Annotated in this window: 9 protein-coding genes; 4 read left to right on the top strand and 5 right to left on the bottom strand. The window is 62.5% G+C overall.

All coding sequences use genetic code 11. The annotated features are described in order from the left end of the window. Positions 1–12: 12 nt before the first annotated feature. A complete protein-coding gene (gene corA, locus NOV72_RS05085; protein WP_106853502.1) occupies positions 13–990 on the bottom strand; it encodes a magnesium/cobalt transporter CorA in 978 nt (325 codons plus the stop codon). 490 nt (positions 991–1,480) lie between these two features. On the opposite strand from corA, the gene NOV72_RS05075 reads away from it, so the two are divergent. After that, positions 1,481–3,067, top strand: a complete 1,587-nt coding sequence (locus tag NOV72_RS05075) for an inorganic phosphate transporter (protein ID WP_106853501.1) — start codon at positions 1,481–1,483, stop codon at positions 3,065–3,067. Between the two features lie 325 nt (positions 3,068–3,392). Here the strand turns inward: NOV72_RS05075 and NOV72_RS05070 are convergent, their stop codons facing one another. From NOV72_RS05070 to NOV72_RS05060, 3 genes are read right to left on the bottom strand one after another with little or no spacing between them, the layout of a single operon-like run. Next, positions 3,393–4,418, bottom strand: coding sequence for a histone deacetylase family protein (locus tag NOV72_RS05070; RefSeq protein WP_106853500.1), 1,026 nt, complete (start codon positions 4,416–4,418; stop codon positions 3,393–3,395). A gap of 11 nt (positions 4,419–4,429) precedes the next feature. After that, positions 4,430–5,686 carry a Zn-dependent hydrolase gene (locus NOV72_RS05065; RefSeq protein ID WP_106853499.1) on the bottom strand — a complete coding sequence of 419 codons (1,257 nt, stop codon included), beginning with the start codon at positions 5,684–5,686 and terminating at the stop codon, positions 4,430–4,432. A gap of 32 nt (positions 5,687–5,718) precedes the next feature. Next, positions 5,719–7,029, bottom strand: coding sequence for an MFS transporter (locus NOV72_RS05060; RefSeq protein WP_106853498.1), 1,311 nt, complete (start codon positions 7,027–7,029; stop codon positions 5,719–5,721). A 129-nt stretch (positions 7,030–7,158) separates the two neighbouring features. Between NOV72_RS05060 and NOV72_RS05055 the strand changes: the two genes are divergently transcribed. After that, positions 7,159–8,115: a LysR family transcriptional regulator gene (locus NOV72_RS05055; RefSeq protein WP_106853497.1), complete on the top strand. Its 957-nt coding sequence runs from the start codon at positions 7,159–7,161 to the stop codon at positions 8,113–8,115. Between the two features lie 13 nt (positions 8,116–8,128). Here the strand turns inward: NOV72_RS05055 and NOV72_RS05050 are convergent, their stop codons facing one another. Further along, complete coding sequence (locus NOV72_RS05050; protein WP_106853496.1) at positions 8,129–8,353, bottom strand: DUF6900 domain-containing protein; 225 nt, start codon at positions 8,351–8,353, stop codon at positions 8,129–8,131. A 321-nt stretch (positions 8,354–8,674) separates the two neighbouring features. Between NOV72_RS05050 and ptsP the strand changes: the two genes are divergently transcribed. Both ptsP and ptsG read left to right on the top strand, forming a co-directional pair. Then, positions 8,675–11,209, top strand: coding sequence for a phosphoenolpyruvate--protein phosphotransferase (gene ptsP / locus NOV72_RS05045; RefSeq protein WP_106853495.1), 2,535 nt, complete (start codon positions 8,675–8,677; stop codon positions 11,207–11,209). Between the two features lie 13 nt (positions 11,210–11,222). After that, on the top strand, positions 11,223–12,998 hold the full coding sequence (gene ptsG, locus NOV72_RS05040; RefSeq protein ID WP_106853494.1) for a PTS glucose transporter subunit IIBC: 1,776 nt from the start codon (positions 11,223–11,225) through the stop codon (positions 12,996–12,998). Positions 12,999–13,039 lie beyond the last annotated feature (41 nt).

Here is a 13,039-nt window from a genome sequence, read left to right as displayed (position 1 = left end):
ATGTCTACCGCATCAGAGCCACCCTGACTTGCGGAATCGCCAGTAAAGAATGACATCGATGATCAGCATGAGCATCAGACATACCGGATAGCCATATTTATAGTGCAGTTCCGGCAGGTTCTCGAAGTTCATGCCGTATACGCCGGCGATCATCGTCGGAACTGCAAACAATGCCGCAAACGCACCGAGGCGCTTGGTCACTTCGTTTTCGGCAAGGGCAATCATGCCGAGATTGACTTCGATCGCCGTAACGATCATCTCGCCGCGTCCTTCTATTGCTTTCACGATTCGCGCGAGATGAAGATAGACGTCCTTGAAGTAGGATGCGAGCCCTTTGCAAACGCGCGGAACCCGACCGCCTGTCAGCTTGCCGATTCCTTCGAGCAGCGGAACGACGTGGTGTTCCATCAGCACGAAGCGTTGCTTCAACGAATAAAGATCTTCGATAATCAGCCGCGAAGCCCCAAGGCTATGCCCTTCGAAGATGCGGGCCTCGATCTTTTCGAGTTCCGTGGAAAGCGTCGCGATGATCGGAAAGTATCCGTCGACGACATGATCGATCAGCGCATAGAGAATAAAACCCGATCCCTTCTTCAGCCGCTTCGGCTCACGCTCGCAGCGGGCTCGCACCGACTGAAGGCCGAGCTGCGACCGGGTGCGCACCGACAGCACGTAGTTCGATCCGGCGAACACGTCGACCTCGCCGATATGCAGTTCGCCATCCTTGTCGAGTTCCACGGTGTGCAGCACGGCAAGAAGCGAGTCTTCATACTCTTCGATCTTCGGCCATTGATGACCGTTGCGCACGTCTTCGATAGCAAGGTCGTCGAGGCCGAATTGCTGCTTCATCGTGTCGAGCTCGGCCGGATCCGGGTCTTTCAGTGCGACCCATACGAAGCATTCCGGCTTCTGCACATAGCAGCCGATTTCATCGATCCGGATATCTGCAAGCTTGGTGCCTGCCTGGTAGGCCACGCAATTGACCAGCATTCCGCGTCACCTCCAAAGTGTAGGCATACGAAAGTCCGGTCACCCGCTTGGCTCGTACTCACACGCGTGCCGGTGGCGCTTTGACGGAAATTCTGCCTGTGTTTCGCGCAAATTCGATTGCCGCCTGCATCTTTGGTCCCATCGAACCGGCTGCGAAACCCAGTGCGTTCAGTTGGAACGTTCGGCGTCTTTCCTGGTGTACACCGGACCGATTGGCTTGCTCAGGTCCACTTCGACATGCGTGAGGATCGTTGCGAATGGTACTTCGAACGGCAGCAGATTGCCCAACTTCTGCTCGATCACGTAACGGATTATTCATTCCGTGTGCGAAGACGAATTCGTCGCCTGACGACACCCGCGAAAACATATAGGAAGGGCTTTGTAATTTCAGTCATCGAGTCGCATAACGTGCACGTAATCACAAATCATTCACGAAAACGATTGTTTCGGGTTGTATGCTAGCTTTGGTTCGTCGTGCGGCGAGGTCATCATGACAACAGGTGTTTTCCCTCAGAAGGAAGCCGTCAGCGAACGCACGCGACGATCAAGCCTCGCAGTGTTTCTGCTAATCCTTCTAGTGGGCGTCGCATACGTTGCACGGAATCTCGCGACAGATCTCGAGTCCGTACGCGGAAGTTCTGCGTTTGCTTATATTCTGCTCGGCATCGCGTTATTCATTGCGCTCGGATTCGAGTTCGTCAATGGCTTTCACGACACCGCCAATGCCGTCGCCACGGTGATCTATACGCATTCGCTTGCGCCAAACTATGCGGTGGTGTGGTCAGGCGCGTGGAACTTCGCCGGCGTGCTCGTATCGAGCGGAGCGGTGGCGTTCGGCATTCTGCAACTGCTTCCGGTGGAACTCATTCTGCAAGTGGGCAGCAGCGCCGGCTTCGCCATGGTGTTTGCACTGTTGATCGCGGCGATCATCTGGAACCTCGCGACGTGGTACTTCGGCTTGCCGTCGTCGAGTTCGCATACGTTGATCGGCTCGATCATCGGGGTCGGCCTGATGAACCAGATACTCAGCGGCACTTCGGGTACAAGCGGCGTGGACTGGGCCCAGGCGCTCGGCGTTGGCAAGGCGCTGCTATTCTCGCCGGTTGTCGGCTTCGTCTGCGCCGCCCTGTTGCTGCTCCTGCTCAAGGCGCTGGTTCGCGTTCCCGCGCTCTACAGCGAGCCGAAAGCCAATCAGCCGCCGCCCCTCTGGATCCGCGCGCTGCTGATCCTCACCTGCACGGGCGTTTCGTTCGCGCACGGGTCCAACGACGGACAAAAAGGCATGGGCCTCATCATGCTGATCCTGATCGGAACGGTGCCGACGGCCTACGCGCTGAACAAGGCGGTGAGTCCCGACGAGACGCGGACCTTCGTGACCGTTGCACATGAAGCATCCGCCGTGTTCGCGAAGCTCGACAAGGGCGCCACGCCATCGACCGATCCGCGCGGCGACACCGAAAAGTATGTGCAAACGCGGCAACTCGGCCCGTCGACGCTATCCGCCGTGAGCCAGCTTTCCGCGACGATTGCCAAGGAAGTCGAAGATTACGGTTCGCTTGCCGATGTTCCGCAAGGCATGGTCGACAACGTGCGCAACAACATGTATCTCGTTTCCGAGGCCATCCGGCTGATGGAGAAGTCCGGCACGCCCACATTCGACGCGAGCGACCGCCAGGCTGTCGACGCTTACAAGCACGTGCTGGATCACGCCACCAAGTTCATCCCGACGTGGGTGAAGGTGGCTGTGGCCATCGCGCTCGGCCTCGGCACGATGGTGGGATGGAAGCGGATCGTGGTCACGGTCGGCGAGAAGATCGGCAAGCAGCATCTCACCTATGGACAGGGCGCATCGGCCGAACTGGTCGCGATGCTCACGATCGGCGCGGCAGACATGTACGGCCTGCCAGTCTCGACCACACATGTGCTCTCGTCCGGCGTGGCCGGAACGATGGCGGCGAACGGATCCGGGCTGCAATGGAATACGGTACGCAGCCTCGCGCTCGCGTGGGTGCTGACTTTGCCCGTGTCGATCGTCCTTGCAATGGGGCTTTATTGGCTGTTCAAGACGCTTTTTTGAAGGGAGACGCCGAAGAAAGCGCGCATCCCTTATGTGTCTTGCCGCCGTGATCACCTGCAATCCAGTCCGTGCGATTGCATCGTCGTTGCTGGAACGAAACGCCGAGTCGCTGCAACGCCACGGATCGTTCAGCTTTCTTCACTCGCGTTTTCTGAAACAAGACGAGACCCCGGCGATCGTGCCGCGCTGCACATGCTCTGCGATGCCGCGAAGAGCCAGGTTCCGGGTCTCGGCTACACGCTGCTCACGTTCCGGCTAGCGTGGACGAGACCAAGCTTCAATAAGCGCTGCCCCTCCCGAAACGGCACCGCTGCATCAATCACCCTCACCCACGCCCTGAACCAAAGCCGCCAAAAAACGCCCGCGCATTCGCCTCGAGGCTTTCCAGGTGATAACCGCCTTCCTGCACGATCACCGACGGCAAGCCTAACGCGCCAATCGCCGATCCAAGCCGCCCGAACCCTTCGGTCGTAACGGAAACCTGCGCTTGCGGATCGTCCTTATAGATATCGAACCCGAGCGCCAGCACAAGCGCATCGGGCTCGAAGCGTTTCAACACGCGCAGCGCATCATCCAGTTTCTCGAAGAACACCGCTTCGGACGCGCCATGCGGCATCGGCAGATTGACGTTGAAGCCTTCGCCCGCGCCCGTGCCGCGTTCGTCTTCGTAACCCGCGACGACCGGATAAAAGTTCGTCGGATCGCCGTGAATCGAGATATACAGCACGTCGTCGCGTCCGTAGAAAATCTCCTGCACGCCCTGACCGTGATGCATGTCGGTATCGAGAATCGCGACGCGTTTGAATCGACTGCGCAGCGCCTGCGCAGCAATCGCCGCGTTGTTCAGGTAGCAGAAGCCGCCGGCAGCATCGGCGCGTGCATGATGTCCGGGCGGACGACACAACGCATACGTCTCGCGCGCGCCATCGTTGACAGCGGACGCCGCCGCCAATGCACTCTGCGCCGACCAGTACGCCGAACGCCACGTGTTCGCGCCGACTGGACAACTTCCATCGGCGAGATAGCGCGCCGCCTTCGCGAGAACGCCTCTCAGCGGATTCGGATCCCGCACGTAAATATTCGACATGATTTCATCGCCCCAGTCGTCAGGCATCTTCTTCCATTCGCGATGCCCTTCTTCCAGAAAGCGCAGATAGTTCATGTCGTGAACGGCGGAAATCGCAGCCATGCCGTGATCGTTCGGCTCGATGACATCGAATTCGAGCGACCGGGCCGCCGCGACGAGTCGAGCCGCGCGCTCGGGCACTTCTTGCGGCGCGCGCATCTGGCCGCGCGACATATAGCTGCGCGGATGATGCAGCAGTTGTTCAGGGTGAAAAAATGCTTTCATCAGGATTCCTTTTAATGTGCATTCGCGGTGGCGGCGACGCCCGCGCGCGCGAGCACCGCAGGAAGCAGCACGTTCGCGCCGCGCGTCACGTCCTCGGGCAAAGCGTCTTCGGCCTCGTTGTGCGAAAGACCATCGACACACGGAATGAAAACCATCGCCGTCGGGCAATAGCGTGCGAGATGAATCGCATCGTGGCCCGCGCCGCTGACGATGCGCTCGTTCGAATAACCCAGCGTATCGACCGCCTGCGCGACCAGCTCGACGCACGCCGCATCGAACGGCGTGGCGGGACTGCGCCAGTATGTATCGACAGATACCGCCACGCCGCGCGTCATCGCCACGTTCGCAAATGCCGCGCGCAAATCGTGCTCCATCGCATCGACTTCGCTGTCGTCGTGATGACGCAGATCGACGGTGAACGTGACCTTTCCCGCGATCGTATTGCGCGACGCATTCGCGATGCCGATCTGCCCGATGGTCACGAGCCCGCGTGGCGCATAACGCGCGACGAGTTGCTCCAGTTCCATCGCCATCCGGGCCGCCGCGAAACAGGCGTCCTTGCGATACGGCATCGGCGTCGTGCCCGCGTGCGCGGCGACGCCCGTCACGGTGACGTCGAGCCAACGGATCGCCTGGCCGCCCGTCACGACACCGATCGTCGTGCCGTTCGCTTCAAGCACCGGTCCTTGTTCGATATGCGCTTCGAAGTACGAATCAATCTTGTGTCCTTGCACCGCGCGCGTGCCGCGATAACCGCTTTGCGTGAGCGCATCCGCGAGCGTGATGCCTTGTGCATCCTGTTTCGCGAGCGCATCGTCTAGCGACGTGACGCCGGTGAATACCGCGGATCCGAGCATCGCCGGCGTGAAGCGCGCACCTTCCTCGTTGGTCCACGAGACGATTTCGATGGGCTTCTCCGTCGCGATGTTCGCATCGTTCAACGCGCGCACCAGTTCGAGCGCGGCGAGCACGCCGTACACGCCGTCGAAGCGCCCGCCTTCGGGCTGCGTGTCGAGATGGCTGCCGATCAGAACCGGCGCCGCGTCGGTTTGCGTTCCTGCACGGCGCGCGAACAGATTGCCGATCTCGTCGACCGACACGGTCATGCCCGCGTCGCGGCACCATTGCGCGAACAGGTCGCGGCCGCGCGCATCGTCTTCGGTCAGCGCGAGACGGCGCACGCCGCCCTTATCCGTCGCGCCGATTCGGGCCATGTCCATGAGGCTTTGCCAGAGGCGCGCGCTGTCGATTTTCAACTGCTTTTCCATATCTGATTCCGTATCGTTCGAAATATCGCGATTCACATTGCGCCAACGGATTCGGCCTGTTCGGCATGCGACGCCCGGCGCGCATCGAGCCCGACGATGCACAGGAACGACACGCCGGCGAGACACGTATAGAACACGGCAAGCGGCCACCATTGCCCCGTATAGCGATGCGCGAGCCACGTGCCGACGAGCGGCGTGAGCCCGCCCGCAATCGCGCCGCACACCTGATACGCGAGCGAAATGCCGGAGTAGCGCACGCGTGTTGGGAATACGCCGCTGACGAAACCGGCGATCACCGAATAGAAGCTCGCCATGCAGATCACCGCGATCGCGATGCCGATCACCATCGGCACGGCCGAGCCGCTTTGCACGAGCACGAACATCGGATAAGGCGAGATCATCGCGAGCAATGCGGCGAGCTTCAGGAAACGCGCGCTGCCCATGCGTTCCGCGAGCCATGCGGCGACCGGCTGCGAAAGAAGCTGAACGATCGCGACGGCGAACAGGCAATCGAGAATGAGCGAGCGCGTGACGCCGACATACTGCGTCGTGTACGCGATCATGAACGTATTCGTGAAGTACACGCCCGCGATGCCGATCGTGTTCGCCCCGATGCACAACAACACGAGGCCCCACGCGGAACTGAATACCTCGGCGATCGGCAGCTTCGCCGTGCGGTTCGCCTCCTTCATGCGCGCGAATTCCGGCGACTCGTTCACGCCGAGACGAATCACGATGCCGACGATCAGCAGCACCGCGCTCGCAAGAAACGGAATGCGCCAACCCCACGACATGAAGTCGGCCTTGTCCATCGACGTAACCGCGCGAAACGCGATGAGCGACAGAATCAGCCCGGCGGGACTGCCGAGTTGCGCGAACGATGCGAAAAACGTGCGGCGCCCCTGCGGCGCATGTTCGCCCGCCATCAGCACCGCGCCGCCCCACTCGCCGCCCACCGCGATGCCCTGCACGACGCGAAGCAGCACGAGCAGCACCGGCGCGAGCATGCCGACCTTCGAATACTCCGGCAGCAGGCCGACGCCCACGGTCGCGACGCCCATCATCATCAGCGTGGTCATCAGCGCCTTCTTCCGGCCGATTCTGTCGCCCAGATGGCCGAAAATGATGCCGCCCAAAGGCCGTGCGAAGAAGCCCACGGCAAAGGTCGCGAACGATGCCATCGTGCTCACGAACCGGTCGCTCGACGGGAAGTAGAGTTCGCCGAACACGAGCGCCGCGGCGGTCGCGTAGATATAGAAGTCGTACCACTCGATCATCGTGCCGATGAACGCGGCGGTGGCCGCGCGTCCCGGCTGACGGGTCGTGACGATGGCTTGGGTCATGCTGGCTCCGATGCACCTGACGTGCGTTGACGGTCAATACGCGTCTTTATCGTCAGCCATAAATTATTAGTCAAATTTCGCGTTATTATTCACCGCATAAATTCAGCTAATAGTTATGAGTAAGACGCCATGCGTACCGACATCGCCCGCTTTCTGAACGACCGGCTCGACTGGAACCTGTTGCGCACCTATCTCGTGATCATGCAGGAGCGCAGCCTGAGCCGCGCGGCGGCGCGCCTGTACGTGACGCAGCCCGCCGTGAGCCAGGCGCTGCGGCGGCTGGAGGAGACGCTGGAACGAAAGCTGATCGAGCGGCGCGGTCCGTATTTCGCGCCGACGCAGGCGGGCGAAGAGGTTTATCGAATCGCAAGCGATATTTACGGAAATATTTCCCGCCTCGAAACGGAGCTGGACGACCGCACCGAGGACATCAACGGCTCGATTCGCCTCCTGACGATCAGTCGCATCGAATCGCCCGTCTATGACGAATTTCTGGCGGATTTTCACCGGGCGTATCCGCGCATCGACTTGCAGATCGAAGTGATGCGTTCATCGGACATCATCTCGTCGCTGTTGCAGAAGACGGCGACCGCGGGTCTCGGCCTGTGCCGAACGCCGCACGAGAAGCTGGAGATGCGCTGCTTCCTGCGGCAGCGCTACGCGATTTTCTGCGGCAGGCATCATCGCCTGTTCGGCAAATCGACGCTGACGATGGACGATCTGCTCGCCGAGAACTTCGTGTCGTTCACGAGCGATCAGATCGGCGACAGTCTTTCGCCGCTCACCGTGTTTCGCGATCAGAAGGGGTTCACCGGGCGCATCGTGGCGTCGTCACCGAGTCTCGATGAAGTGCGCCGGTTGATCTTCGCGGGCTATGGCATCGGCTGCCTGCCGGAACACATCGTGCGCGACGACATCGCGCAACAACGTCTGTGGCGTTTGCCGCCGGAGGAAGGTCTCGTCGATGTCGACGTGCATCTGCTGTGGCATCGCGATAAAAAAATGAATGCGGCGGATCATGCGTTTCTCGACAGCATGGAGCGCTGCATGCGGCGCTATGCGCTCGCGGAACGGCTCGGCAAATAGCGCACGCGGCTGTTCAGGCGCATTTTTCTTTCGCGCATTCGGCATTTGTCACCGTATGTCCGACGAGCAGGCCGAGATCGTAGGCACGTTCGAGCGCACGCCCGATGTCCTCGACGCGGCACATGCGGATGTCGGCGCTGGGCTTGCCCATCGGATCGAACGATTGAATGCCGAGTTCGTCGCGGGCGATCGTCAATAGAGGCTCCCAGTAAGCTTCAGTTTTGTTGCGGTAGATCATGATGCATGCTCCTTTCGCTTGCAGTTTCTACTTAACAAGCTTAGTGGGGTAGCGCCGCAAGTCCTGCGACGGATCGCCGCATTTGGAGCATGGTCTCTAGAAACCGTCGATCCGCTGGGAAACAATAGCGCGCTTTTTGCCGGCACTGCTCCCAAAACGGGCATGCGGCGTTTCAGAACCCGAATCAATGCAAGCATCGCCGCACAAACGGCGCGCTGTTGCGAACGCACATTCATTCGGTCAGCGAATCATGAAGCCGTTGCCTATGATTTACCTCAGGCCGGTTTCAGCTCATATCGTCAAGGAAAAGGAGTCGTTCACATGAAAGCTCCTCAGCGTTTGGCACGAATCGAGTTGATGGCGCCGCTCTCCGGCGTGATGGTGCAACTCGACACTGTGCCCGACCCCGTTTTTGCACAAAAGATGGTCGGCGACGGCGTGTCGATCGACCCGACATCCGACGAATTGCTCGCCCCGTTTCCCGGCACGGTCACGCAGTTGCATCGCGCGGCGCACGCGGTGACCGTGACGGGCGAAAGCGGACTCCAGGTGCTGATACACATCGGCCTCGATACGGTGATGCTGCGCGGCGAAGGCTTCACGCCGCTCGTCAAGGAAGGCGACACCGTCGCGACCGGCCAGCCGCTGATCCGTTTCGACCCGCTTATCGTCGGCGCGCGGGCCGTGAGCCTGCTCACGCAGATGGTCGTTGCCAACGGCGAGGAGCGCGTCACGCGCTACATGCCCGCGACGGGCCTCGTCACCGCGGGCAAGGACGTCGCGCTGACGGTCGAGATCGTCGGCGGCGCGCATGACGATGCGAGCGGCGGCACGGCCGCCTCGATCCTGTCCGACGAAGTCGCGCTGCCGAATCCGCAAGGACTGCACGCGCGGCCCGCCGCCGTTTTCGCGGCGGAAGCGAAGAAATACAAATCCGATATCCGCCTCGTGCGCGGCGCCGACAGCGCGAACGCGAAATCCGTCGTCGCGCTGATGGCGCTCGCGACGAAGTTCGGCGACACGCTGCATGTCGAGGCCGCCGGCCCCGATGCGGCCGAAGCGGCTGCGGCGCTCGCGCGCCTGCTCGCGTCGGGCTCGGGCGAAAAGCCCGGCGATGCGCCCGCGCCCGCCGCACCGGCAGCCGAAGCGCTTGCGCCGAAACCCGCCGCGCCCGCCGACGCGAACGAATTCACCGGCGTCTCGGCGTCGCCGGGGCTCGCGGTCGGCAAGATCGTGCAGTTCCGTCAGGAACTCATCGACGTGGCGGAAACCGGCGAATCGCCGCAACGCGAGCGCGCACGGCTCGACGCTGCGCATCACGAAGCGCACACGCAGATCGAGGCGCTGAAGGCGAAGCTGACCGATCCGTCGAAGGCGCAGATTCTCGACGCGCACCTGGAACTGCTCGCCGATCCCGATCTCAACGACGCGGCCATCGCGGGCATCAGCGAGGGAAAGAGCGCGGGCTTCGCGTGGCGCGCCGCGTTCGAGACGCAGGCGAGCAATCTGGAGAAGGTCGACAACGCGCTGTTGCGCGAGCGCGCAGGCGATATCCGCGATGTCGGCCGCCGCGTGCTGGCGCTGCTCGCGGGCGTGAAGCAGGCGCATATCGACGTGCCCGACGAATCGATCCTGATCGCCGAAGAGCTTTCCCCTTCCGATACCGCGTCGCTCGATCGCAGCAAGGTGCTCGGTTTCTGCACGACGACCGGCGGCGCGACGAGCCACGTGGCGATCCTCGCGCGCTCGCTCGGCATTCCGGCGATCTGCGGCATCGACGAGAATGCGCTGCAATTGCCCGACGGCACGCTGGTCGTGCTCGACGGCTCGCACGGCAGCCTGCGGCGCAATCCGAGCGCGGAAGAGCTGGCGAAGGCGCGCGAACGCATCGAGCGTCAGACGAAGAAGCGCGACGAAGAGAAAGTCGCCGCGAGCAAGCGCGCCGTCACCGCCGACGGTCATCGCGTCGAAGTGGTCGCGAACATCCGCAATGCGCAGGAAGCGCGCGATGCGGTCGCGGCGGGCGCGGAAGGCGTCGGCCTGCTGCGCTCCGAGTTCCTGTTCGATAACCGCGACACCGCGCCCTCGGAAGACGAACAGGCCGCCGAATATTGCGCGGTCGCCGAGGCGCTCGGCCGCGAACGTCCGCTCGTCGTGCGCACGCTCGATGTCGGCGGCGACAAGCCGCTCTCCTACCTGCCGTTGCCGAAGGAAGACAACCCGTTCCTGGGATTGCGCGGCGTGCGCGTGAGCCTCGACCGCCCCGACTTCTTCCGCACGCAGTTGCGTGCGATTCTGCGGGCCGCGCCGATCGGCAATCTGCACATCATGTTTCCGATGGTCGCCGCGATCGAGGAAGTGCGCGCGGCGAAGCGGATGCTTCAGGAAGAAGCCGGCGATCGCATCGGCGACGTGAAGGTCGGCGTGATGATCGAAGTGCCGTCGGCGGCGCTGATCGCCGAGCCGCTCGCACGCGAAGTCGATTTCTTTTCGATCGGCACCAATGATCTGACGCAATACGCGCTCGCGATGGATCGCGGGCATCCGAAGCTCGCGAAGCAGGCCGATGCGCTGCATCCGGCCGTGCTGCGTCTCATCGGCATGACGGTCGAGGGCGCGCACAAGCACGGCAAGTGGGTCGGCGTGTGCGGCGGCATCGCCTCGGACGCGATGGCCGTGCCGGTGCTCGTCGGCCTCGGCATCGACGAGCTGTCGGTCAGCGTGCCCGCCGTCGGTTCGATCAAGGCGCAGCTCGCGCGCCTCACGATGGACGAAGCGCGCGCGCTCGCGGCAAAAGTCATCACGCTCGGCACGGCCGAGGAAGTGCGCGCCCTGCTCGCGCCTTACGCAGAATAAGCGGAGACCTTTCATGTTCAAGAATGCATTCGGCGTGGTGCAGAAAGTCGGCAAGTCGCTGATGCTGCCGGTGGCGGTGCTGCCCGTCGCGGGCCTGCTGCTCGGCCTCGGCGCAACCGATTTCCACGGCTATGTGCCCGCGATCATCCTCGAGTTGATGAAGAACGCGGGCGATGTGATTTTCGGCAACCTACCGCTCATCTTCGCGATCGGCGTCGCGCTCGGCTTCACGGAGAACGACGGCGTGTCGGGCATCGCCGCGACCATCGGCTTTCTCGTGATGACGGCGACACTCGGCGTGATCGCGAAGGCCGAAGGCGTCGAGACCAGCCTGATCATGGGCATTCCGTCGATCCAGACGGGCGTGTTCGGCGGCATTCTCGCGGGCGGTCTCGCCGCGTGGATGTTCAACCGCTATTACCGGATCACGCTGCCGCCCTATCTCGGCTTCTTCGCGGGCAAGCGCTTCGTGCCGATCGTGACGGCCATCGGTTCGATCGTGCTCGGCGCGGTGCTGTCGGTCGTGTGGCCGCCGATCGGCGGTGCGATCAAGGCGTTCTCGCAATGGGCGGCGGTCTCCGATCCGCGCACGGCGGCGACGTTGTACGGCTTCGTCGAACGTCTGCTGATTCCGTTCGGCCTGCATCACATCTGGAACGTTCCGTTTTTCTTCGAAGCGGGCAGTTTCCTCGATCCGACGACCGGCAAGGTCGTTCATGGCGACATCAACCGCTTCTTCGCCGGCGATCCCACTGCGGGTATTCTGTCGGGCGCGTTCCTGTTCAAGATGTTCGGCCTGCCTGCCGCCGCCATCGCGATCTGGCATTGCGCGAAGCCGGAAAAGAAAGTCGCGGTCGGCGGCATGATGGTGTCGGCGGCGCTGACGTCGTTCCTCACCGGCATCACCGAGCCGATCGAGTTCGCGTTCCTGTTCGTCGCGCCCGTGCTGTACTTCATCCACGCGTGCCTCGCGGCGTCGGCGCAATTCGTCGCCAATACGCTGAACATGCACATGGGCTTCACGTTCTCGCAAGGCGGGATCGACTTTCTGATGTTCAACCTGATCGGCAACAAGGCGACGCACGCGTGGTACGTGTTCATCCTCGGGCCGATCTACGCGGCGATCTACTACTGCGTGTTCCGTTTCGTGATCACGCGATTCAACATGAAGACGCCGGGACGCGAAGACGACACGGTGGCGAGCGCGCCGGTGAGCACGGGCGTGGGCGGACGTTCGCGCGATCTCGTGCTCGCGTTCGGTGGACGCTCGAACATCAAGAGCCTCGATGCGTGCATCACGCGGCTACGCATCACGGTGAACGATCCCGCGCTCGTCGACGATGCGAGGTTGAAGGCGCTTGGCGCGGCGGGCGTCGTGCGCGTCGGCAATGGCGTGCAGGCGATCTTCGGGCCCTTGTCGGAAAACATGAAGACCGACATGCAGGAATACCTGAAGACAGCGGGCAGCGACGCCGATCTGCCGGTGGCCGGCATGGCCGCGGCCACGACGGAAACCGTGGCTGCGCCGGCTGTCGTCGCGGCGCAGGACACGGCGCAGCAGAAGGCGCGTGCGGAAAAAATCCGTGCGGCGCTGGGCGGCGCGGCCAATATCCTGAAGCTCGAACCGCTCGCGGCCACGCGTTTGCGCGTCGCGCTCGGCGATGCATCGCGGCTCGACGGCGCCGCGCTGAAGGCCGCCGGCGTACCCGCGACGCAAGCGCTTTCGAACGGCGAAGTCGATCTGATCGTCGGGCTGGAAGCGGACAATCTCGCGGGCGCGATGCGCTGATTTACGCGCGTGCGTCGCGCAGGAAACGACGCACGCGCGAC

Origin of the sequence: Caballeronia novacaledonica (genome assembly GCF_900258035.1) — a bacterium.
Taxonomy (GTDB): domain Bacteria; phylum Pseudomonadota; class Gammaproteobacteria; order Burkholderiales; family Burkholderiaceae; genus Caballeronia; species Caballeronia novacaledonica.
Note: the sequence above shows the minus strand (reverse complement) of the source record. Positions and strands in the feature narration are given on the sequence as shown.